Here is a 21,249-nt window from a genome sequence, read left to right on the forward strand (position 1 = left end):
CTTAATTGGAGTTACGCGGTGTGAAATAGCATAAGAAAAAAGAATTCTTTGACTGTGTTCCGTGTGTTCCGTGGTTACTCCAAACGAGACCACCTACAGAATAATCCTAAACAATGAAACTCATCACCGCGTAACTCCTCATGAGAAAAAATTCTCTTGAAAATATTTTTTGAAAAAAATTAATTTCTTCTCAGAAGAAGAGCAGCTGCCGCAAGACCGATCAGTACTCCTGCAAGCGGTACCGGAGCTTTGGTTGGTGCTGCCGGCGCAAAAGTTGTGGCCACCGTTGTCGGAACTGTTGTGACAACAACAGTCGGCACCTCAGTTGCTGCGGCTTTACCGAGCGTCGCACGAATGGTCTCCGTGTTTCCGGCACTCAGCACATAATTATTTTTCGTCACCGTGTTGTAGCCGCCCTTCTCAAACCTGAACGTATGGGTGCCCGGAGCATAACCGGCAAGCTGCAGTCCTCCGTCCTTGAGCGGCGGAACAGTTCCTGCATACACATCATCCACATACACTCTTGCTCCGTCAGGGTCGCTGTACACAATCACGCCTGCCGCTGAAGTGTTCTTCATCAGATTTGCCGTGACCGAACCAACCCCTGACCCCTGAGGTTTCACGTACAGATCAGGAACAATGTACTCATCGTACCCGGCAAGAACCACGCGAACCTCATAATGTCCCTCATAATAGTCAGGTGCACTCACCGGAGTTTTTCCTTTGTAGGCACCGTCAATATAGACATCCGCATACGGCGGGCTGGACTGCACCGTAATGAAGTTCGTGTTTTCTATTACCGAGGCATTTGCCGCTGCGACCGGAACGATCAGCAGGAAGGCAGCAATCAGACAAAATATACACAGATGTTTCAGCATGAGGCGTCTCCATCTCCCAAAAAGGAGTGATTACAAAAATAGTGGACGTGACCGCATAAGTAGTATTTGATCAAAAAAATTTAGCGCCTGAAAATTATCAGGCAGCAAGCAGCTGCAAGCACACCGGCAAATATCGGCACAACTCCTGTGGGAGACTGGGTCGGCGTTGGTGCAGCAGATGCAGGATTCAGATACGCAGTCTGTATAACCGTCTCTCCTGCTGCAACCGTCATCGTTGACTGCCAGGCCATATACCCGTCATGACTGATCAACACACTGTAGCTTCCGGGTGAAAGTCCTGAGAGCGTGAGCGGTGTGTAGCCGCGGAACTCATTGTTCAGGGAAACCGTTGAGCCGGACGGCGAAGAATCGAGTGACATCGAAGCAGTCGTTGCCGGTCCCGAAGACGTCGGTGTCGGCGTCGGGGTTGCGATGGGAACGAGTTTGACATTGGTCAGGGGAGTTCCGTAACCTGCGGGTGTATTATAATCAGTCACCGTGTAGGGTTTGTATCCGGCAAGCTCAAAGCGTATCGTATGAGTGCCTGGAATCAGATCCGCAATCTGCAGACCACCGTAGTGTGTCGTCCCGCAAAAGACCTCATCCACGTAGACTGAAGCGCCCATTGGAGTACTGTCAACGATGAGCCCTCCCATGTTCACGGACTTCTGCAAGTCTGCCGACATTGGAACCGTATTCGCACTGGACCCTCCGGGAATGTAGACATTTTCCACCACATACACATTATATCCTGCCTTTACCACACGAACCGTGTAGGTTCCCTGCAAAATATTTACAAACGCATTGTTGGTCTGACCAACGTAGGTGTCCCCCACATAGACATCAGCACCGGACGGTGATGATACCACGGAGAGTGCTCCTGTTTCTCCCTCTGCCGCAGACGCGGGGAGGACGAATACGAGGAGGATCAGCAGAAGAGTCAGAGCTGCAATCACGAATTTTCTCATAGCAGTCTATGCAGCGCGGTCACGCATATAAGTTATGCTGATGCCAAAATCAGATGGAAAGAAAATGCTATTTATCTTTGATGTCCTATTGGTATACTATCACTAAAACTGGTGAACATATGGAATTCAACGGTGTAATACTCGAAGACACATATGCAGAAGGCTTCCCGGTGTGGGTTGCCCGTGTCGTAATCACTGCAGTATCGAAGGAATGGGCATACAAGGCAGCAACGGAAGCAACCGGTTTTGCAACCTCCACCATCGGCTGTCCGTGCGAAGCAGGCATTGAGAAGTACCTCTCGGCATCCGAGACTCCGGACCACCGCCCGGGTTACTCAATCCTGATCTGCTGCGGCAAGAAGGCACTCAAGGAACAGGTTCTTGAACGCATCGCAGAGTGTGTCCTGACCGCTCCGACCACTGCAGTCTTCAACGGTAAAGCAGGATCTGAAGAGATCATTCCAGTCAAGCTCCACTTCTTCGGCGACGGCTATGAGTCCAAAGTCGAAGTCGGTGGTATCCAGTGCTGGTCCATTCCAATCATGGGTGGCGACTTCATCATTGAGGAAGAAGTCGGTGCAATCAAAGGTGTCGCAGGCGGCAACTTCCTGATCATGGGCGACTCCCAGATGTCTGCACTTGTTGCAGCAGAAGCAGCAGTCACCGCAATCGCTGACGTCCCCGGCTGTATCACTCCGTTCCCGGGAGGCGTTGTCTCTTCAGGTTCCAAGGTCGGCTCCAAGAAGTACAAGTTTATGGGCGCATCCACCAACGAAAAGTTCTGTCCATCCATCGCATCCAAGGTCGAGGACACCGAGATTCCGGCAGGAGTTAAGGCAGTCTACGAAATTGTCATTGACGGTGTCGATGTGGCAAGCGTAAATGCAGCAATGAAGGCAGGCGTTCAGGCAGCATGCAGAGTTCCGGGTGTCGTTAAGATCACCGCAGGAAACTATGGCGGCAACCTTGGCCCGTTCAAGTTCCAGCTCAAAGACTGCATCTAAATATTTTTTTCATTTTTTTTTGTGTACGGGATTTTCTGTAGGTGGCTTTGTTTGGAGTAACCACGGATCACACGGAAATTTTACAGAGTTTCACGGAAAAATGCACGGAGATTGCCTGCGGCGCCGGAATGCACTGAAAAATTTCCGAGGATGTTTATCTCTTTTTTATGTTCTCCAAAAACGAAATATATTTTCCGTGTGTTCCGTTTTTCCGTGGTTACTTCGAGAAGAAAACCACCCACAGACCAATATTTATCCCTTCTAAGCACCACTAGTACAATCACGTATGACCGCTGAAGTGCTCCTCCTATTAGGGTGCCCGCAGATTCCGGTCCAGTCGCCGATTGCTCTCTATATTGCTGATTTCATAAACGATCTCGGCAAAACTTTGGTACTCGCTGCAAACCCGTCGGCAAAACAGCTGATCGCGGCAAGTGATCCAAAAAAATACTACATCAAAGAGTACCGCGACGTTGACCGGACCATTAGTGATCTCGCGGACGGTAAAGTCAGCTACCCGCTGATAATCTCCCTGATTCACAACGATGCCGGGCTTACCTACACGGCAACCGCCGCAGCTCTTGCGCCAAAATCAGTTATGATAACCATCCTGTTTGGCGAACATGCTTACGATCTCTCTCAGGAGATTGAGTTTCCGGCAGAAAAAGTTGTAGCACCGGTTACACACAACACAAAACCGCTTCTTGCAAAAATCGACGAGGTTCTGGAATGGGCTGCCTTGAAAATATGAACTATGAGATTCTGGCGAAAAACTGCAGTTTCAAAGAAGCCAGAGACATCATCAAAAGCAACAGCACTGAAAAGTATGAAGTCCCGCCCGGATTCAAACTGCTCGAAAAACCCTTGATGGGAATTCCACCGGTCATTGTCGGCGTCAAGGACGAAAAACTGATCTACGGGTACACAAAACCCTGCCACGGAACCTTCGTTGTGGTCGTTGAAGACCCGGAAGGCGTGGACATGGTTCGTAAAAACGGCAAACCGGTCTGGTAAATTCATGCTGGAATATCTCATCCCCACTCTTTTGATCGCAGTCGGCCTTGCGATGGATGCATTTTCCGTCTCGCTTGCCGGTGGTGCCTCGCTGAAAAAAGATGTTGCCAAGACCGCTCTTACCGCAGGTCTTCTGTTTGGATTTTTCCAGTTTGCGATGCCTTTGATCGGCTACGTGATTGGTGTCCCGATCACCAACCTCATCGACCCGTACGGGTACTGGATCGTCTTCTTCCTCTTCTTATTTGTCGGAGGAAAGATGATCTATGACGCACTCTTCGGAGGCGAAGAGGACGGCATTGATCTCACCGGCTGGAAAGTTCTCGCTGTCCTCGCGATTGCGACAAGCATCGATGCACTTGCAGTCGGTGTGAGTTATGCACTGCTTGGCCAGGCAATTTTTCTCGCAGCGGTCATCATCGGCATTGTCACGTTTGTGTTTTCTGTTGTCGGAGTTTTTGTCGGCAGCAGACTTGCAGGAGTTTTCGGCAACAAGATGGAGATCTTCGGCGGAGTCATTCTGATTCTGATCGGCTGTATGTTTTTGCTGGAAAATATTCTGTAACTCAGCGGCGGCAGAGCATCGCCGCGACTCCTGCCGCAGCAAAAATTCCTGCAAACACAAATGATGCGGACTGCTGCGGAGGGGTTGGCACGCTCGCGGTTCTGGTCGGAACGGTTGTCGGCTGTGTGACAACTTCAGCTGTCGCGGTTGGTGTTGGCGTTCCAAAGACCTCACTCGGAAGTTTTGTCACATTCTCTGCAAAACCTACGGCATAATAGGAAAATCCCGGAGACTTTGCCGCATACCAGTCCATTCCCGCCTGCTGTCCTTCCCCTTCCCAGACATAGGAGGTCTCAAGTTTTTCCCATGCATTGGTGTAGCGGAGAAGTTCAATGTCATATCTTGGATCAAAACCTGCGTCAGTTACCACACCGACCGGTACACCGAAGAGGAAATCAACCTCTTCGATCGAAGAGGTTGGAATGTTCTCGACTTTCATGTCGTAGAGCGCGGTGTAGGGCTGGGCCGGAGTCGGTATCGGGTTTGCAGATTTCTGCGGGATCATTACAATTTCCGCGTTCTGGGGAATGACTGCACCGTTTGTGGTCACCGTGATGAGGCGGATGTAGGGTGCGTCGTAAGGATTTCCAAACGTGAACTGTGCTGTGGTTCCCCCATTGAGAATGATTGGATACGCGTCAGAGAAGAGGAGGGTGTACTGGTTTGGATGTTTTGCATAAATTGAGTCCTGATATGAGTCGCCGCCGACATCCCCTACATTCAGCTGGAGAGTGATTGTCTGCGGGGCTCCGTTTGTGTAGTAGACTGATGGAACATGATAGGTTATGCTGAACAGTCCCTGAACGTTACCGAAGTTCAGCTGGACGATCTCTTTTCCTGATGGTTTGATTAAGTAGAGGTTTGGAACGGTGGTGTCCCAGGTTCCTCCCGGGTACTGGATTGCCCCGATCCAGACCGTGCTGCCGTACGGGATGATGACGGTTGAGCCGTTCGGGTAGACCTGCACCGGAGACGAGTCGTCGTAGCCGGAAAAAGATACGGTGAGGGTGTTATCATATACTACTGCCGCCGCAGGACTTGCCAGAAGGAGGAGTATTACACAGAGGAGAGGAAGGTATCGATAATGCATACCAGTCCTTTTTCCGTCTGAGATTATTTAAGTATCTGATAGACCAGATTTGCATTGGTGTTTTTGAGCCGCCCAGGTGTTGTCTATTAATTCTTGCCTCCCACGGAGCAATGAACAATACCGAACACTGTTTGCCAATAAACGAATTTATGGGCAAAACCCGTGGGAGAAATACGAATAAAAAATGCAGTGTGTTACAGACCTAAGAGTGAACTGGTGCGGTTCATCGACTCCTGCATTCGAGCAAACGCCCCGTCCCAGTCGATGTCGTTGATGGTCTGATTTTTGTCCCTGTTGGTTAAGGGCATGTTGAAGATGTTGTCCATGAATGCGGTGAGGTTCTGGCTTTCGTCGTTGATCTCAGGCATTGTAAGTCCGGAGTCATTCACAAATGACATGTTGAGACTGCCTTCAGGATTCAGAATTCCTGCGGCAATGTCATCGGCCTCTGCTTTTGTTACGCCGTCCTTGGAGAACACCATGCCGAACAGTTCGAGCTTAACATTGAATTTATCCTGAATGGAACTGTTGGAAAACATGTTTTCGTAGACCGGCGTTATGGTAATTTTTCCAATCGACTGGTTGCCAAGCGTGATGTCGGTCGTCTGGTCCCCGATGCATCCTGCCGAAAGGACGGTAAGGACGAGGATTGCGATGACTCCTGCGGCAACCGAAATTTTCATAGAAGGATGGTTGCATGTGAGCAGGAATAAAGATTTGCTGGGAATCGGTTTTGTTCCAAAAAAATATCTGGAATAACCACGGAATGCACTGAGTTACACGGAGTTTCACAGAAAAATAAAATCACATGTATTGCAATTTCGCAAAAATGCACGGAGAACGCCTGCGGCGCCGGAATGCACGGGATATTTTTTGAAATAGGACTTACGCGGTGTAATTCTGCGAAGTAGTGAGACTGTCAAAAATGATTTTTCAACACAACTCCCATTATGATTTTTAAACACGAACCACACGAAAAAACACAAAACATAAACTCACAAAATAGTACGAAAAACACGAAATAGGAGTTTAAATACAGCAATTGTTGATTGATTTCAGCAAAAATATTTTCTGATCATCGTCTTTACTTTCAGATCTTAGGAGACATGCAGTGACTGAATCTGCATTCAATATCCTATTTCGTGTTTTTCGAAATATTTCGTGAGGTAAATAATTCGTGTTTTTTCGTGTGGTTCGTGTTTAAAAAATCACACCGCGTAAGTCCTATTGAAATAATGAAATAAATTTTCTCGGAAATCTTTCCGTGCATTCCGGCGCCGCAGGCGTTCTCCGTGCATTTTATTCCGTGAAGCTCTGTGATATTTCCGTGTGATCTGTGGTTATTCCAAGCGAGACCAAAACAAAAAATCTCACAAAAAAGAAAAAAAATATTTTTTTTATTTCGCCATGATATCCATCACAATCTTACCGTACGCCGGTCTTGTGATAAGGACACCGATCAGAATACCAAGGATGCTGATGATGGCAAAACCCTTGAGGGTCGAGAGGTCCATCAGGACAAGCGGGAACATGGCGATGATAACCGTTGCCGCAGACGTCGTGATGATAGTCAGAGCCCGCGTCAGCCGCTTCATGTACAAAGCCTGCGAGGGAACCTTTCCTTCATGCACCACTTCGTCCGTGATGATCACCAGCTGATCGATACCGGTTCCAAGAACCGCGATCAACGCAGCAATCGCCGCAATATCCAGCTGTTGGATGAAGACTGCAATACCGAGCAGGATAATAATCTCTGCCACGTTTGTTGCAATCATCGGCAGAACAATCTCAATGACCCGGTAGCGGAGATAGACCATAATTGCGACGGCCGCAAGGGCTGCAATACCTGCGATCAGACAGACGAGCTTGAAGTAGTCGCCAAGCGTCGCAGACGTTGATCCGGATCCTGCAATCTCCACCTGCACCGGCAGTGCGCCTGCACGTAAGTGAATCTCCAGTTCCTGAGCCTGTTTCTGTCCTGCCTCACCTGCACCGGTTCCGGCATACAGACTGTTTACCGCATGGGTTGCAATCTGCATCGCAAGATCATTCGAGAGCGGGGCACTGTAAACCTCCTCGCCGTCCAGATACATATTCAGATTATGTGCCTGCGGGTTGGTGGTAGCTCCGTACTGAATCGCTGCCTGCTGCAGAGCCTTTGCTCCGTCATTGTTGATGTTGAATCCGACACCCCAGTTGTTGGAACCTGCAGGATTCTGCGTCGGGTTCTGCACAGATGCGACCGCATCGCCGTAGAGAACATGAGCCGTCTCGTTACCAGAGGTAACGATTCTGATCTCAAAGAGACCCTGCTTGCCGACAAGCTGCTGGGCGGTCTGCATGTCAACGCCCGCCATCTCAATGCGGACATACTGGGAGACACCGTTGGTGTTTGCCAGAGTATTGACTTTGACGTCGCTCGTTCCAAGACTGTTGACCTTGGACTCAAGAATTCTCTTCACGGTATCCGCAGTCGCGGAGCTGACACCTTTTTCATAACCGATGAAGGTCGCGCCCGCCGCTTCAACTGCGGCACGAAGCTCTTCTTCGGTTGCTTTCTTCTGGACCTCCAGATGATACTGATCTATTGGTACCACTGTGCAGTCAAGCTCAGCTCCCATCTTTTCAGCAACTGCATTCACGTCTGCTCCCGAGCCGATCGTGACAACTTCTGCCTGGAACTCAAGCTGGATCCATGAACCTCCGTCGAGATCAAGACCGAACTGAAGGTTGGTCATTGCATCGCCGCGGTCGCCGAACGGAACAAAGATTGCAACAAGGGAGATGATGACAAGGATGATGACCAGAAGGACACGCAGATCCTTAACGGTTGAAAGCCATCCTGGAGTTTTCTTTTCGCTCATGATTTCGACCCCTTAATCTTTGGTTTATTATTTGTTTCAGGCTGTTTTTTCTCGTCCTCTTTTTCCAGATAGATGCGGAGAACTCCTGCGTTGAATGCCCAGGTGAAGATCATATCGCAGATCAGACCAATGATTAGAACCGCCGCAATATTGTAGAGCGTCGGGACCTGGCCGATCAGGGCCACAATAAACATGGCAACAATTGCCCCGAGCGTTGTGGTGGTCATGATGAATCCGGTGTGGAACGCGCCTGCCATTTTTTCGGCAAGTTTTCCCTGACGTTTGAGTACTTTACTCGTGAGGAGAATGTTACTGTCGACCGAGTAACCAATCAGCATCAGAAGTGCTGCGGTGGTTGCAAGGGAGAGTTCGATTCCGACAACATTCATGACGCCTGCGGTGATGGTGATGTCGGCGACTCCGGCAAACACGACTGTTGCTGCAGGGATGAGTTTGCGGAATGCAACAAAGACTACAATCGCCATGCCGATGAAGGCAAAGAGGATTGCAATCATTGCCTGAGACTGAAGGGTTGCTCCGAAGTTTGCACCGATCTGATCGATGCTTGCGTCAGGGTATTTGGCGAGTGTGTCTTCGTTGAACTGCATCATCTCTTCGTTGGACATGGGCCCGAACTTGAGATAGTATCCTCCGCTGCCGACTCCTCCGTCAATGGACTTTAAGGGGTAGTCTGCGTAGTATGCGGCGATCTGTTCTTTGGTATCGGTGGTGTGAATTGTCACGGCGGTACCGCCGGCAAAGTCGATGCCGGGGGTGACGGGCATGCCGGTGGTCACGAAGGTGAACCCGACGATGGCCGCGGCAACAAGGAAGATCAAAAGCGGGATGAGCATCATCCGCTTTGGATCATATTTGTTGATATCATACCGGGGTAGTTCCATAGCTTAGTACTATTGATTCTCAAAGGATAAAAGAAAGCCCTACTGTATTCATGATATCAGCAGGAAAAATAGGATGAATTAATGGTTATTGTTTTGATTCGTCGTCTTTCATGCCTTTTTGTGCTTTCATGTCGGCGACGGTTGCGTTGGGGTGGTGATATCTTGGGCGGTCGTCGCTTTTTCCTCCGCAGGAGATGGCTTCAACCGGGCAGAACTGCAGGCAGGCAAGACATCCTTCGCAGTGGTCGAGCCACTGTTTTTTGCCTTTCTGGAGTGCTTCGATGTTGTTGACCGGACAGACATCGCGGCAGATGAGGCAGCCGTTGCAGCTTGGGCTGACGACGAATTTTTTGCCGAATTTGGGAATTCTATTGATGAATGGTTTGTACATCACGAACTTGAGGAGCTTTCCCGGGATGGTGAGATCGATCGGTCTAGGTTGGCGTTTGCTAACTGCGTCGACGAGGACGGCAACTTTTCTGAGTGCGTCTTCGCGGATGGCTTTCTGCTCAGGTTTTGCTGGCGGTGCAGACATGGGGATGTAGTTGTCGGGCATCCGTATCCACCATGCTGCGTTGAGGTCGTGACCGCTTTGTTTGGCGAGGGCTGCTATTTGTTTGGTGGGCGAGCCGAATTTTCCTCCTTCGGTGACGATGGAGAAGACGTAGCCTGCTTCTTTGAGGTCAAGTATTTTGAAGAAGTTTACGACGATGTTCGGCAGGCCAAGTGCGTAGAGGGGATAGACGATGCCGATGTTTGCATCTTTTGGCGCATGTACTGTTTCTCCTTTGAGCATGAGCATAGGGATGGGGACGAGTTCGGTGTCCGCCAGCCGGTCGGCTATGGCTTTTGCAACCGCGAGGCTGTTGCCTGTGCCGGTAAAGTAGTAGAGTATTGTTTTCATGGTGGTGATCGGCCGGTCTTTTTGGTATAGGTATGAGGCCGGCGTTCCTCCTGTGAATATATTTGTCGGATGTGTGGTTATAGATTGTGCTGAGATTTGTGCTATGTTTATTTTATTTAGTTGCTCTCAGCAATCCTCGACGGAAATAGGGTGGTTTTGCGTCGATAGAGAGTAATGTATATCCATGTGATGGTACCGTGGCGAATCCATGGGAGCGTAGCAAAGCTCCTAATGTTTGCTCATCGTCCGCTTTATGATAGGTACAGGTAACAACTTTCTGGAGTTCTTCTGATTCTAATATTTTATCAGCCCCGAGGAGCACGCGTTCCTCATATCCCTCAACATCAAGTTTAAGGAAATTTGGATACTCTTTTTCCGCGAAAAAATCATCTAAGGTGATATTCATATCATCAGTAGTGTCTGATAGATATTTTTTCACGATGCTTACCCTCTCTTTCCAAGGGGCGAAGGTAGCATTAAGAGGTTCCATCCACACTTCATCTGGTTCAAACAGATAGAGTCTCTTACAGTTTTCCACGATGGCCAGACCAAAGTTTCCCTCAGCAACACCACAGTCCACAACGATACTTCCATCATCGATAGTGAACTTCTCGGAAAGGTATCGATGGGGACATAGTGGGTGTTGTTCAATTTCCTGGAGACCAAAGTAGTATTCTCTTATTTTATCAGTAGTCCATGTTTTGGGAAAATATAGGCGTCTATTGTCTAAAATGGTGTATTGAAGATCTAATTTTTCATCAGTGAACACTTGGGTATTTGTGAATTTGTGTTGATATGTCTCACTTCTATTGTCAGCCCATTCGTATGGGTAAATCATGAATCCTCGGTGTTTAATCCCCTCTAATGCTTCCAATAACTCGACATTATCTGGGCTATTGTTTGAATAGTGTCTTCGAATAAGAGACATTTCCTTTCTGTGCAAATAATTGCGAGCTATTGGATATAGTCGATTCGGCAATAATTTTTTAGCGATAGTTATTATTTTATTGTTCACTCATCCTCACCATCATGCGTATTAGGTAACTCAAATTACTGCGAAATGCAATTCATTGAAATACTTAATAGTATTTGGAATTACTATGTTTAATGATTTTCCTCAACCTATATTACATATATGACCTGTTCTCTTCGGTCTGATGAAAACCCGGACAGATCACCATGCGGATGCCTAAAGATCTGGTCACCAAAATCGATATTCTCAAAGAAAAAGAAGAAGTCGACCGCTCAATCATCAGTACTTTGAAGTACATTACATAGTAGTAGTAGTAGAGAAAATAATTTGAAAAAAAATTCGATGCGGCGTTTGATGCCTCGAGAGCATCTCATTCAATTTTTTTCTGAAAAATGTAGATGGTTGAGATATATAAATCGCATCCCTACAATGGCCTTGCACATAAAGTGATCATCCTGCACACAAAGTCAATTGATTGCACATAAAGTGGGGTGTTTGCGAGACTTTATGTGCAAGGCCCCCTACAATCTGCTCACTGATTCGTGGAACAACACAAATAAAATCGCCATTGGCGTTTTTTTTTAATTCGCGCTATTCGCGTTTCATATTCTCATCCTAACACCTTCTCCTTACTCCGGTACGCATACATCTCCCCTGCCATAGCTCCCCCTAAGATCAGAACCACTCCAAAGATCTGAACCGGCAGCATCCCCTCTCCAAGCAGCAGTACTGAGAACACAACAGCCGACAACGGCTCAAGATATCCGCAGATAGACACGGTCTGAATCGGTAGATGACCGATTGAAGAGAAGTACAGATAACAGCAGATGCCGGTATTGAACACACCAAGGATCAGAATCGGCAGCCAGTCACTTGCTGCAATCTCGAACGAAAAGCTCCCGCCGATACATATCATAAACGCAACGGTCGCCAGAAAGCTGAAGATCAGCTGCAATGTTGCGTTCTCCAATCCGCCGATTCGTACTGCTTTTTTTGTACAGATAACCATCGCCGCATGCATCACCGCAGACATCGCCCCGCAGAACAGTCCCCAGCCGTTTCCTCCTGCCAACAAAACATCGCCGTTCACAAAAAATGTTCCAAACAGCACAACAACAAAACTCGCAATGCCCACCCATGTCAGCTTCTCGCGGAACAAAATCGATGCAAACAGCATAACAATAACCGGCCCGCAGTAGTAGGCAAGTGAGGAAACGCTCACGCCAATCAGCTGGTACGCCTCATACAAAAATATCCAGCTTGCCCCCATCGCAACACCGGATGTTGCAATGTAAACAAAATCCCGCTTGTGCTGGAGAAAGGTAAACTTTTTTCGCAGACCAAGAAAGACCGAGAGCAGCACAACACTGCCGATGAGCGTCCGCAAGAATACAATCTGATCACTGGGAAGAGAGACGTAGCTCGCCACAACTCCATTCAACCCGAACAGGATCAGCGAAACGACGTACGCAGCGTAAGCTCCATTCATTCGCTACACATATCTCTCTTTAGCTATTTAAAAATTACAAAAACAAATGTTTTATTAGTTTTAAATTACAAAAACAGATGTATTGGTGGCAAAAACCGCATGGATATGAACATTCAAAAGTATCAGGCATTCATCAAAACCGTGGAGTCGGGCAGCTTCACCAAAGCAGCCGAGGCACTCGGCTGCTCTCAGTCAGGAATCAGCCGAATGATCCATGATCTCGAAACCGAATGGAAGGTGGCACTGCTTGAACGAAGCCGTGCCGGAGTGAAGCTCACCTCCGAAGGAGTCAAACTTCTGCCGCATGCTCAACGCGTCTGCGACGAGTTTCAAAAACTTCAGATGCAGGTGGACGAACTGAATGGATTGGAGACCGGCCTCATTCGGATTGGGACGTTCTCCAGCGTCGCAACCCACTGGCTGCCGAACATCATCAAAGAGTTCCAGAAGGATTACCCGAACATCGATTACGAGCTGCTGCTCGGCGACTACACCGAGATTGAGCGATGGATTCTGGAAGGCCGCGTGGACTGCGGTTTCCTCCGCCTCCCCACTCATCCTGACTTAGAAACAATTTTTCTCGAACAGGATCAGTTACGTGTGATCCTGCCTGAAAATCATCGTCTCGCCGACTGCGAAAAATTTCCGGTTCAGTCGCTCTGTGATGATCCGTTCATGCTTCTGGAAAAAGGAGCGAAGGCAGAGATCTCCGAGATCTTTGAGAGAAATCATCTGACGCCAAAAGTGCACTTCACGACATGGGATGACTATGCGATCATGTCGATGGTTGAGAGCGGGCTTGGCATCAGCATCCTACCGCAGCTGATTCTCCGGCGTGTCCCCTATAAAATTGTGGCAAAGGAGCTGGATGTTCCTGCGTTCCGCAACATCGGCATCGCCTTGCGGGATACCAAAACCGCATCGCTTGCGGTCAAGCGGTTTTTAGAGTACCTGAAGTATCGGTGATGTTCACTCATCGCTGAACTTCAGCAGTTCAAACAGTCTGGTGTTCACATAAATCCGTTCCTTTCCGATCCGTATTGATGCAAGAATGCCTATCTCCTCCAGAGCCTTGAGATATTTCATCGCCGTCTGCCGGTTTCCGATTCCTCTCTCAACCAGATAGGCAGGCTTGCAGTACGGCTGAAGAAATATTTCTTCAACCAAATCATACGAATAAATTTTCGGCAGCCGCTCTTTGCATGCCGTAATCGTTTCATCCATCAGGGATTTGATCGCCTGAATCCGGTCATAGGTCCAGTCAGCGGTTTCTCTGACTGCGTTCAACATGAAAATAATCCACTCTTCCCACTCTTCGTTCTCGGTAACTCTCCGAAGCCGCAGGTAATATTCGGATTTGTGCTGGATGATGTACCGACTGAGGTAGAGTGTCGGGATGTCAAGGAGATTTTGATTGATCAGATATAATATATTCAGAATTCGTCCGGTTCTTCCGTTTGCATCCCCGAATGGATGTATTGCTTCAAACTGATAATGAATCAGCGCAAGACGAATCAGCGGGTCGGGTTCTCTGCCTCCGTTCATGTAGTCTTCCAGCTGATGTATCAGTTCTTCAAGAATCATCGGATCATCCGGCGGGGTATACACGCGTCCTTCCGGGCCTTTGATGTAGGTGCCAGCACCCGCTCCCCTTCGGTCAACTTCATGATCCAACAGAACGGAACAGACACGGGTAAGCAGTATTTCTCCGAGTTTTTTTCCGGACTTCAACTCACCAACACCGACAGAGAGCGCTTCCCGGTACCGGAGAACTTCCTTTGTTGCCGGATCGATCTTCTCCTCGGGAGCCGAGAGTGCGGTATAGAGGGCGTTGCTGGTGGTGAAAATATTTTCAATTCTGGAGCTCGCAGTTGCTTCCAGCAGCGGAATGGAACTGATCAGAATCCTCTGGTTCGGAATGAGTCTGCCTGCCTCCCGCATCCGTGCGAGGGATGTTTTTGCTTCAGCGCAGGCTCTCCATATCCGAATCGTCTCAATGTCTGCTTTTGGGGGAAGGTGAGGCATCGTATTGTAGGGGATGTTTGGATCAGTATGAGCCATTCTCTTTTTGAGTAATTTGTTTACCATCCATATCTACCTGTCGAAGAAATTGAAAATTTTCGACACGAGTTGTCGGACGTGTTCACCGCGTATACAGATGTGTTTGCATCTGTCGAAAAAATTGAATATTTTCGACACGAGTTATTGGACGTGTTCACCACGTATACAGATGTGCGCACACGAAAAAGTGTACTGCCGCAGAAAAAAAGTGAACTATTTTTTTTAATAGGAGTTACGCGGTGATGAGTTTCATTGTTTGGGATTTTTCCGTGGAATTCCGTGTGTTCAGTGTGTTCCGTGGTTGCCCCAAATAAAATCAAGGACAAAGAATCCCTTTTCCTTATGCTATTTCGTACCACGTAAGTCCTATTAGAAAAAAAAGAACGAAAATGTTTCATGATATCGCCCACATACGATGAATGAGAAAAAATGGCGCATAAAGAAAAAATACAAAAAAACAATCGCATGAGAAAACCGGTAAACATCACATTGCCGGAGGAGTGCATTGCATTTGTTCGAGAAAATGGAATTAATCTTTCTCAATTCGTAGAAATGGCGGTCAAAAATTTCATCTCCGAGATTGGAATTCACTCAGAGAGAAATAACTGGCTTTGTATTGTTCTCACAAAAAAAATCACAAAATCGTTTGAAAAGTGCTGCGAGAGGGATCCGAACCCCCGACCTCGGGATTATGAGTCCCGCGCCCTAACCAGCTAGGCCACCGCAGCAAGAAGTGCATTACAAGAAGGATGTTTCCAAATATATACGTTACTGATTTTATTCCAAAAAAGAAGGGTTACTGTTTCCCCTTCGCATTCTTTGCGGCTGCTGCAGCCATATAGGCATTCACCGCAGCGGTCACGGCAATCGTCTTCTCCTTTCCGTGGCCGAGCGAGTCTGCAAGTTGGTGCATACGCGTCTCGCTTTCCCGCATATAGCGCGGCAGATACTTCTTCACCGCAGGCTCTTCAAGGAAGTTCGTGTGCGTATCTCCGGCAACGAACTGCGGATTATTCATAATCGCATAATGCAGGGGCAGTGTTGTCTTCACGCCAAGGATAACATACTCCATCAACGCGCGGCGCATTCTGGCAATTGTCTCCTCGCGGGTCATTGCGCGGGCACAGAGTTTTGCAATCATCGAATCGTACAGCGGGGGGATTGAGTATCCCACGTGAATGCAGCTGTCGATACGAATGCCAGGTCCTCCGGGGGAGCGGTAGCGGGTAATCTTTCCCGCGTCAGCCGCAAAATTGTTCGCAGGATCTTCGGCATTGATACGGCACTCGATCGCATGACCGCGGCAGATGATCTGATCCTGCGAGTACGGCAGAGGCTCTCCTGCCGCAACCTTGATCTGCATCCGCACCATGTCAAGACCGGTGATGAGTTCTGTCACCGTGTGTTCCACCTGCAGACGGGTGTTCATCTCCATGAAGTAGTAGTTCCCGTTATCATACAGGAACTCAACCGTTCCGGCATTCTCATAGTTGCAGGTCCTTGCGACCGTCATTGCCGACTGCGTCATCTTCTCGCGCAGCTCAGGCGTCATGATCGGACACGGTGCTTCTTCCACCAGTTTTTGGTGACGGCGCTGGATCGAACAGTCACGCTCGAACATGTGAACAACATCGCCCTTCGAATCTGCGAAAATCTGTACCTCAATGTGGCGAGGATTTTCCAGATACTTCTCGATGAACACGGTCGGGTCACCGAATGCGGACGCTGCGGTGCGCATCGACTTCTCGATCGCCTCATCCATCTCAGCAGCGCTGCGAACAATCGTCATACCGATACCGCCGCCGCCAGCAGATGCCTTCACAATTACCGGGTACCCGATCGAGTCTGCGAACGCCTTTGCTTCGTCATGCTCGGTACTCCGCGTCCACGGAAGTACAGGGACACCCGCATCAGCCATCGCCTGCTTTGATCCGATCTTTGATCCCATCATTGAGATCGTCTTTTCCGACGGACCGATAAAGGTCAGACCGGCTTTTTTCACCGCAGCGGAGAATGCAGCTTTTTCCGCAAGAAATCCGTATCCCGGATGAATCGCATCGGCTCCCGCCATCTGTGCGACCTCTAAGATGCGATCCATATTCAGGTAGCTCTTCGTTGGATGCGCAGACCCGATCATGAACGCCTCGTCCGCATACTTCACATGCAGGGCATTTGCATCCGCGTCCGAGTAGACGGCCACGGTCTCAATGCCCATCTCCCGGCATGCACGCATCACGCGAATTGCTATCTCGCCGCGGTTTGCGACCAGAACTTTGTCAAAGTACCGGTCTTTGTTCATTTCACCACCACGAGAACGTCGCCGCTCTGTACAACCGCACCGTTCTCCACGAAGATCTCCGTAACCGTTCCGTCAACCGGACTGACCACCGGGTTTTCCATCTTCATGGCTTCCAGCACAAGAAGGGTGTCGCCTGCCGAGACCTTCTGACCCATCTGCACTTTGATGTCGAGCACCATTCCCTGAATGCTGCTCTTCACGCCGCCGGGTAAGTCGCCGCGTGAGGTCTTGCGTTTCCCAGGCTCCGAGCTTCCGGCAGAGACCGACTCGCCTTCGACCGAGAGAATTCTGACCATGAACACCTCGCCGTCAACCTCAACCTCCATCGAGCGCGGGATGTCGATATCAACAGGCACTGCTGCGTCGCCTGCCGATGCTGCCGGGAGTACCTCTGCAGTCTTCTCACCTTTCAGGAACGCAGGGGCAATTGCCGGGTAGAGTATGTAGGTTAAAACATCCTCATCCTTTTTGATCAGACCCTGCGACTCGGTGTCGGCCCGCATCTTATCATAGATCGGACTGAGCATGTCTGCCGGACGGCAGCATACCCGCTCCTCCTCACCGATAATCGATGCGACCAGCGCATCATCGAGTGGAGCCGGAGATTTTCCGTACATTCCTTTCAGATAATCGCGGACTTCGTTTGTCACCGTCTTGTATCGGCCGCCCATCAGAACGTTGAGAACTGCCTGGGTTCCGACAATCTGTGAGGTCGGGGTAACCAGCGGAGGGTATCCGAGATCTTTTCTGACCACCGGAATCTCGAGCAGCACATCATCCATCCGGTCAAGTGCTCCCTGCTCTTTGAGCTGGGAAACAAGGTTTGAGATCATACCGCCCGGCAGCTGATAGATCAGAACATCGCTGTCGATTCTGACTGAGATCGGATTAATGAGGCAGTCGTATTTACCGCGAACAGCTGCTGCTGCATTTTTGACGTCGCGAAGTACGGCAAGGGAGATGCCGGTGTCGCGTTCTGTACCGGTCAGGGACGCAACGATACTTTCGGTTGCAGGCTGGGAGGTTCCGCCGGCGAACGGGGACATGGCGGTGTCAAGGATATCTACTCCTGCTTCGATTGCTGCCTGATAACTCATCGGAGCAATGCCGCTGGTGGAGTGAGTGTGCAGACAGACCGGAATATCGATTCTTTTCTTGATGCCAGTGATGAGGTCGCGTGCCGCATCCGGCATAATGAGTCCTGCCATATCTTTGATGCAGATGGAGTTGCAGCCAAGGCTGTACAGCTCCTCGGCCATATCGATGAACTTCTCGGTGCTGTGAACAGGACTTGTGGTATAACTGATAGTTCCCTGCAGATGCTTTCCTTCGTTCAGGACCGCAGTCATTGAGCGCGTCATATTGCGGATATCGTTGAGCGCGTCAAATACTCGGAAGACGTCAATACCATTGGATGCTGCAGCAGAAATGAACTTGTCAACTACGTCATCAGGGTAATGACGGTAGCCGACGAGGTTCTGGCCGCGAAGCAGCATCTGTATTGGTGTCTTCACGAAGATCTGTTTCAGATCCTGCAGCCGTTTCCATGGATCGTCATTCAGATATCTGATGCAGGTATCAAAGGTTGCCCCTCCCCATGCTTCAACTGACCAGAAGCCCGCCTTCTCCATCGCCTTTGCGAGATCGATCATGTCTTCGGTACGCATCCTCGTTGCAGCGAGCGATTGGTGTGCGTCCCGAAGGGTTGTGTCCGTAATGTAAAGCTTTGTCATGGTTGTCTCCCTTCTGCATCATGAGTGCAGCTTATCTAAACCTATACTGTTTTGGAATGAAAAGATAAAAAAGTAGTCCTGCTTGATTCGGTCTATTCTGCCTGTTGCCAAAGAGTATTATAGGTAGAATTACCACACCGGGATAATTTCTGCGAAGAAAACGATCAGGCCAATACCTGCGGCAAAGAGTATTCCTGCAATATCTGCGGTTGTTGTGACAAACACCGGAGTGTACGTGCCTCCCGAGGTGTATCCTCTTCGTGCGAGAAGAGATCCGACATTTTTTGCACGCGCAAGAGATAACAGAAGAAGTCCCAAGGCAAGCGAGGGAGCTGTCTTTCGGTTGAGCTTTTGTTCTTTGATCGCAAGAGCGGTTTTCATGTGAGAGAGATCGTCTGCGATGCCTGCAAGAAACTGCATGGAGAGTTCTGCGACGAGTCCGAGATCAAATCCGATTTTGTTGCCGAGGCTCCAGACTCCGAGGTCCAGAAACTCGCCGGACTTTCGTGCGGCCCCGAACCAGAATGCCAGAAGAAGGATCACGAGAATTTTTGCGGCGTACGTGACTCCGTCACTACTCCCCGTAAGCATCAGGACGAGTCCGGGAAATCCTGCGGCAATGATGCTTACCGGCAGTACAATTTTCCAGGATACTTTTGCAAATGTTTCGCGGGAACAGAAGATGAGCCACCAGAGAAATGCAAGAGCCGCACCAAAGATGCCGGAAAATGCGGCAAGTGAGAGGATGATGACTGATGCGAGACGAAGTCTTGCGTCACTCATGATGCACGCTCCCCAAAGAGAGTCTCCAGCGTTCGGCATTGGCTGGCAGATGATCCAACTCGTGGGAGAACACGAGCGTGATACCACTCCGCTCCTCCAGAAGTTTGGTGAGAACCGGTTTTGCAAACTGGTCCAAGGACGCGTAAGGTTCGTCGAGGATCAAAAGATCCGGATTCCGTGAAAGAACACAGGCAAGCTCAAGCCTTCGTAACTCTCCGCGGGAGAGTGTGATCGGGTCGCGGTCTGATGTTTCGACGCCGAGCAAGGCGAACGGTTCTTCGATGCCTGAGACTTTCCATGATGCTATCTCTTCCGAAACCGTTGCGCCAGTTACATGATACTCAGGAAACTGCATGAGAAAGATTGGTTTCCCCTCATACCGAACGACTCCGGCGTCGGGGGACAGAAGTCCTGCTGCTGCAAGGGCGAGTGTGGTTTTTCCTGAACCTATCCTTCCCGAAAAAAGATGCAGTCCTTCCTGAAAGGTTTCGTTCACAAAAAGTGTGAACGTTCCCCGCGATATCTGCACCGAGTCAAAAAAAAATTTCACGACTCATTCACCCTGCCCTGAGTGAGTTCGATGATCTGATCAGCATGCTGAATAATTTTTTTCGCATGCGTGCTCCAGAGTACGTGCGGGCAGCCTGATTCTCTGATGATTGTGAAAAGTTCTGCGGAAGTTTCCGGATCAAGATGCGAGTCAGGTTCATCCATCACTAAGAGAACCGGCTTTGCAACAAGTGCGGTCGCAACACCGATGAGCATTTTTTCTCCGCCGGAAAGTGTTTTGCAGTCGCGGTCCAGAAGGTGAGTGATGTTGAGTTTTTCGGCAACCGCAAGGACCGATGCAGAAACTTCATCAGAATTTTTTCGGCTAAATCTCAGGGGCGATGCAATTTCATCCTGCACAACAGAAAATATCATGTGCCGATCCGGGAACTCTGAGACGTAGCCGACTTCACACTCCCTTGGAGTCACTCCGTTGATTGTAACCGTTCCCGTCGGAAGATCCATTCCTGCACAGATGCGAAGAAACGTCGTCTTTCCTGCTCCGTTATCTCCGATGACTGCTGTTATTCCCGAAGGGATGGAGAGTTTTTCGATCTCAAGTATTCGGTATCTGATATTTTCGAGAATGATCATAGTAATTCGATCTCTGATTTTCGCAGTCGAAGTACGATCACTTCAATGACTACGGATTTGATCACGTCCCCGATTACAAACGGCAGAACACAGGCAACAACCGCCGCGATTACAGACGCACCGGTTGAGATCATGAACCATCCTGCACCAAAGATATAACTTCCAACTCCGAACACCACGAGTGCGAGAATGTCAAACCGGATGGATTTTTTCTCAAACAACAGTCCCGCAACTCCTGACATCAGGAAAAATCCAATGAGAAATCCTCCGGTTGGCCCGAACAAAACACCAATTCCCGCGGTACCGTTGTGAAAAATCGGCAGCCCGAGTGTTCCAAGCAAAACATACAGTCCGACAGGAATCATCGCGTACCGTTTCATGACGGCTGCTGCAAGCAGCATGAAAAAATTTTGCATCGTAAAAGGAATCATCATGATCGGAATGGATATCCATCCTCCTACCGCAATCAAAGCGACAAAGACCGCCGAGAAGGCGATCAGCTGTGCACGTTTTTCATTCCCGTACATTATTGTAAACTATTTATTTATTCTCGGTTTACAATAAAGATAGAGGTTGGCA

The 21,249-nt window shown here is 49.1% G+C and carries 21 protein-coding genes, 1 tRNA gene and 1 pseudogene; 6 read left to right on the forward strand and 17 right to left on the reverse strand.

Going from position 1 to position 21,249, the window contains the following annotated elements; genetic code table 11:
* Nucleotides 1-179: 179 nt before the first annotated feature.
* Both McpCs1_RS02930 and McpCs1_RS02935 read right to left on the reverse strand, forming a co-directional pair.
* Complete coding sequence (locus McpCs1_RS02930; RefSeq protein WP_338095762.1) at nucleotides 180-878, reverse strand: PEGA domain-containing protein; 699 nt, start codon at nucleotides 876-878, stop codon at nucleotides 180-182.
* Between the two features lie 80 nt (nucleotides 879-958).
* A complete protein-coding gene (locus McpCs1_RS02935) occupies nucleotides 959-1,846 on the reverse strand; it encodes a PEGA domain-containing protein (RefSeq protein ID WP_338095763.1) in 888 nt (295 codons plus the stop codon).
* 119 nt (nucleotides 1,847-1,965) lie between these two features.
* On the opposite strand from McpCs1_RS02935, the gene fhcD reads away from it, so the two are divergent.
* The 4 genes from fhcD (at nucleotide 1,966) to McpCs1_RS02955 (ending at nucleotide 4,429) form a co-directional block, all read left to right on the forward strand.
* A complete protein-coding gene (gene fhcD, locus McpCs1_RS02940; RefSeq protein WP_338095764.1) occupies nucleotides 1,966-2,850 on the forward strand; it encodes a formylmethanofuran--tetrahydromethanopterin N-formyltransferase in 885 nt (294 codons plus the stop codon).
* Between the two features lie 286 nt (nucleotides 2,851-3,136).
* Nucleotides 3,137-3,601 carry a DUF1890 family protein gene (locus McpCs1_RS02945; RefSeq protein WP_338095765.1) on the forward strand — a complete coding sequence of 155 codons (465 nt, stop codon included), beginning with the start codon at nucleotides 3,137-3,139 and terminating at the stop codon, nucleotides 3,599-3,601.
* Complete coding sequence (locus McpCs1_RS02950) at nucleotides 3,580-3,864, forward strand: DUF1894 domain-containing protein (protein ID WP_338095766.1); 285 nt, start codon at nucleotides 3,580-3,582, stop codon at nucleotides 3,862-3,864. The genes McpCs1_RS02945 and McpCs1_RS02950 overlap by 22 nt, the downstream gene beginning before the upstream one ends.
* A gap of 4 nt (nucleotides 3,865-3,868) precedes the next feature.
* Nucleotides 3,869-4,429: a manganese efflux pump MntP gene (locus tag McpCs1_RS02955; RefSeq protein WP_338095767.1), complete on the forward strand. Its 561-nt coding sequence runs from the start codon at nucleotides 3,869-3,871 to the stop codon at nucleotides 4,427-4,429.
* Nucleotide 4,430: 1 nt separating this feature from the next.
* On the opposite strand, the gene McpCs1_RS02960 is transcribed toward McpCs1_RS02955, so the two are convergent.
* From McpCs1_RS02960 to McpCs1_RS02990, 7 genes are all read right to left on the reverse strand, one after another.
* A complete protein-coding gene (locus McpCs1_RS02960; RefSeq protein ID WP_338095768.1) occupies nucleotides 4,431-5,519 on the reverse strand; it encodes a hypothetical protein in 1,089 nt (362 codons plus the stop codon).
* A 194-nt stretch (nucleotides 5,520-5,713) separates the two neighbouring features.
* A complete protein-coding gene (locus tag McpCs1_RS02965; protein ID WP_338095769.1) occupies nucleotides 5,714-6,202 on the reverse strand; it encodes a hypothetical protein in 489 nt (162 codons plus the stop codon).
* A gap of 714 nt (nucleotides 6,203-6,916) precedes the next feature.
* Nucleotides 6,917-8,383, reverse strand: coding sequence for a preprotein translocase subunit SecD (locus McpCs1_RS02970; protein WP_338095770.1), 1,467 nt, complete (start codon nucleotides 8,381-8,383; stop codon nucleotides 6,917-6,919).
* Nucleotides 8,380-9,285, reverse strand: a complete 906-nt coding sequence (locus tag McpCs1_RS02975; RefSeq protein WP_338095771.1) for a protein translocase subunit SecF — start codon at nucleotides 9,283-9,285, stop codon at nucleotides 8,380-8,382. Before McpCs1_RS02975 ends, McpCs1_RS02970 begins: the two co-directional genes overlap by 4 nt.
* A gap of 85 nt (nucleotides 9,286-9,370) precedes the next feature.
* A complete protein-coding gene (locus McpCs1_RS02980; RefSeq protein WP_338095772.1) occupies nucleotides 9,371-10,189 on the reverse strand; it encodes an EFR1 family ferrodoxin in 819 nt (272 codons plus the stop codon).
* A gap of 112 nt (nucleotides 10,190-10,301) precedes the next feature.
* Entirely contained in the window at nucleotides 10,302-11,027 is a 726-nt protein-coding gene (locus McpCs1_RS02985; protein ID WP_338095773.1) for an FkbM family methyltransferase, read from the reverse strand.
* A gap of 745 nt (nucleotides 11,028-11,772) precedes the next feature.
* Nucleotides 11,773-12,651 (reverse strand): DMT family transporter, encoded by an 879-nt coding sequence (locus McpCs1_RS02990; protein WP_338095774.1) that lies wholly within the window; start codon nucleotides 12,649-12,651, stop codon nucleotides 11,773-11,775.
* A gap of 99 nt (nucleotides 12,652-12,750) precedes the next feature.
* Between McpCs1_RS02990 and McpCs1_RS02995 the strand changes: the two genes are divergently transcribed.
* Nucleotides 12,751-13,617, forward strand: a complete 867-nt coding sequence (locus tag McpCs1_RS02995) for a LysR family transcriptional regulator (RefSeq protein ID WP_338095775.1) — start codon at nucleotides 12,751-12,753, stop codon at nucleotides 13,615-13,617.
* Nucleotides 13,618-13,620: 3 nt separating this feature from the next.
* On the opposite strand, the gene McpCs1_RS03000 is transcribed toward McpCs1_RS02995, so the two are convergent.
* The gene (locus McpCs1_RS03000; protein ID WP_338095776.1) at nucleotides 13,621-14,739 is read right to left on the reverse strand and encodes a Fic family protein; all 1,119 of its coding nucleotides are present in this window, start codon (nucleotides 14,737-14,739) and stop codon (nucleotides 13,621-13,623) included.
* A gap of 438 nt (nucleotides 14,740-15,177) precedes the next feature.
* Between McpCs1_RS03000 and McpCs1_RS09305 the strand changes: the two are divergent.
* Nucleotides 15,178-15,279, forward strand: a pseudogene (locus McpCs1_RS09305) (type II toxin-antitoxin system CcdA family antitoxin); the annotation flags it as partial.
* 87 nt (nucleotides 15,280-15,366) lie between these two features.
* Here the strand turns inward: McpCs1_RS09305 and McpCs1_RS03005 are convergent.
* From McpCs1_RS03005 to McpCs1_RS03035, 7 genes are all read right to left on the reverse strand, one after another.
* A tRNA-Met gene (locus tag McpCs1_RS03005) sits at nucleotides 15,367-15,440 on the reverse strand.
* 68 nt (nucleotides 15,441-15,508) lie between these two features.
* Nucleotides 15,509-17,011: an acetyl-CoA carboxylase biotin carboxylase subunit gene (locus McpCs1_RS03010; RefSeq protein WP_338095778.1), complete on the reverse strand. Its 1,503-nt coding sequence runs from the start codon at nucleotides 17,009-17,011 to the stop codon at nucleotides 15,509-15,511.
* The gene (locus tag McpCs1_RS03015) at nucleotides 17,008-18,744 is read right to left on the reverse strand and encodes a pyruvate/oxaloacetate carboxyltransferase (protein ID WP_338095779.1); all 1,737 of its coding nucleotides are present in this window, start codon (nucleotides 18,742-18,744) and stop codon (nucleotides 17,008-17,010) included. Before McpCs1_RS03015 ends, McpCs1_RS03010 begins: the two co-directional genes overlap by 4 nt.
* Before the next feature lie 129 nt (nucleotides 18,745-18,873).
* Nucleotides 18,874-19,527, reverse strand: coding sequence for a hypothetical protein (locus McpCs1_RS03020; RefSeq protein WP_338095780.1), 654 nt, complete (start codon nucleotides 19,525-19,527; stop codon nucleotides 18,874-18,876).
* Nucleotides 19,520-20,023 carry an ATP-binding cassette domain-containing protein gene (locus tag McpCs1_RS03025; RefSeq protein WP_338095781.1) on the reverse strand — a complete coding sequence of 168 codons (504 nt, stop codon included), beginning with the start codon at nucleotides 20,021-20,023 and terminating at the stop codon, nucleotides 19,520-19,522. Before McpCs1_RS03025 ends, McpCs1_RS03020 begins: the two co-directional genes overlap by 8 nt.
* A gap of 50 nt (nucleotides 20,024-20,073) precedes the next feature.
* On the reverse strand, nucleotides 20,074-20,670 hold the full coding sequence (locus tag McpCs1_RS03030) for an ABC transporter ATP-binding protein (protein WP_338095782.1): 597 nt from the start codon (nucleotides 20,668-20,670) through the stop codon (nucleotides 20,074-20,076).
* The gene (locus McpCs1_RS03035) at nucleotides 20,667-21,197 is read right to left on the reverse strand and encodes a biotin transporter BioY (RefSeq protein ID WP_338095783.1); all 531 of its coding nucleotides are present in this window, start codon (nucleotides 21,195-21,197) and stop codon (nucleotides 20,667-20,669) included. The genes McpCs1_RS03030 and McpCs1_RS03035 overlap by 4 nt, the downstream gene beginning before the upstream one ends.
* Between the last annotated feature and the right edge of the window lie 52 nt (nucleotides 21,198-21,249).

The sequence above is a fragment of the Methanorbis rubei genome (genome assembly GCF_032714495.1).
Taxonomy (GTDB): domain Archaea; phylum Halobacteriota; class Methanomicrobia; order Methanomicrobiales; family Methanocorpusculaceae; genus Methanocorpusculum; species Methanocorpusculum rubei.

Excerpts from the sequence above, each read along its gene's own strand:
- McpCs1_RS03000 (WP_338095776.1), bottom strand. The coding sequence starts at position 14,739 with ATGGTAAACAAATTACTCAAAAAGAGAATGGCTCATACTGATCCAAAC.
- McpCs1_RS03020 (WP_338095780.1), bottom strand. The coding sequence starts at position 19,527 with ATGAGTGACGCAAGACTTCGTCTCGCATCAGTCATCATCCTCTCACTT.
- McpCs1_RS02950 (WP_338095766.1), top strand. The coding sequence starts at position 3,580 with ATGGGCTGCCTTGAAAATATGAACTATGAGATTCTGGCGAAAAACTGC.
- fhcD (WP_338095764.1), top strand. The coding sequence starts at position 1,966 with ATGGAATTCAACGGTGTAATACTCGAAGACACATATGCAGAAGGCTTC.
- McpCs1_RS02965 (WP_338095769.1), bottom strand. The coding sequence starts at position 6,202 with ATGAAAATTTCGGTTGCCGCAGGAGTCATCGCAATCCTCGTCCTTACC.
- McpCs1_RS02960 (WP_338095768.1), bottom strand. The coding sequence starts at position 5,519 with ATGCATTATCGATACCTTCCTCTCCTCTGTGTAATACTCCTCCTTCTG.
- McpCs1_RS02970 (WP_338095770.1), bottom strand. The coding sequence starts at position 8,383 with ATGAGCGAAAAGAAAACTCCAGGATGGCTTTCAACCGTTAAGGATCTG.
- McpCs1_RS02975 (WP_338095771.1), bottom strand. The coding sequence starts at position 9,285 with ATGGAACTACCCCGGTATGATATCAACAAATATGATCCAAAGCGGATG.
- McpCs1_RS02980 (WP_338095772.1), bottom strand. The coding sequence starts at position 10,189 with ATGAAAACAATACTCTACTACTTTACCGGCACAGGCAACAGCCTCGCG.
- McpCs1_RS03035 (WP_338095783.1), bottom strand. The coding sequence starts at position 21,197 with ATGTACGGGAATGAAAAACGTGCACAGCTGATCGCCTTCTCGGCGGTC.
- McpCs1_RS02935 (WP_338095763.1), bottom strand. The coding sequence starts at position 1,846 with ATGAGAAAATTCGTGATTGCAGCTCTGACTCTTCTGCTGATCCTCCTC.
- McpCs1_RS03015 (WP_338095779.1), bottom strand. The coding sequence starts at position 18,744 with ATGACAAAGCTTTACATTACGGACACAACCCTTCGGGACGCACACCAA.
- McpCs1_RS02930 (WP_338095762.1), bottom strand. The coding sequence starts at position 878 with ATGCTGAAACATCTGTGTATATTTTGTCTGATTGCTGCCTTCCTGCTG.
- McpCs1_RS03030 (WP_338095782.1), bottom strand. The coding sequence starts at position 20,670 with ATGATCATTCTCGAAAATATCAGATACCGAATACTTGAGATCGAAAAA.
- McpCs1_RS02995 (WP_338095775.1), top strand. The coding sequence starts at position 12,751 with ATGGATATGAACATTCAAAAGTATCAGGCATTCATCAAAACCGTGGAG.
- McpCs1_RS02945 (WP_338095765.1), top strand. The coding sequence starts at position 3,137 with ATGACCGCTGAAGTGCTCCTCCTATTAGGGTGCCCGCAGATTCCGGTC.
- McpCs1_RS02955 (WP_338095767.1), top strand. The coding sequence starts at position 3,869 with ATGCTGGAATATCTCATCCCCACTCTTTTGATCGCAGTCGGCCTTGCG.
- McpCs1_RS03010 (WP_338095778.1), bottom strand. The coding sequence starts at position 17,011 with ATGAACAAAGACCGGTACTTTGACAAAGTTCTGGTCGCAAACCGCGGC.
- McpCs1_RS02990 (WP_338095774.1), bottom strand. The coding sequence starts at position 12,651 with ATGAATGGAGCTTACGCTGCGTACGTCGTTTCGCTGATCCTGTTCGGG.
- McpCs1_RS02985 (WP_338095773.1), bottom strand. The coding sequence starts at position 11,027 with ATGATTTACCCATACGAATGGGCTGACAATAGAAGTGAGACATATCAA.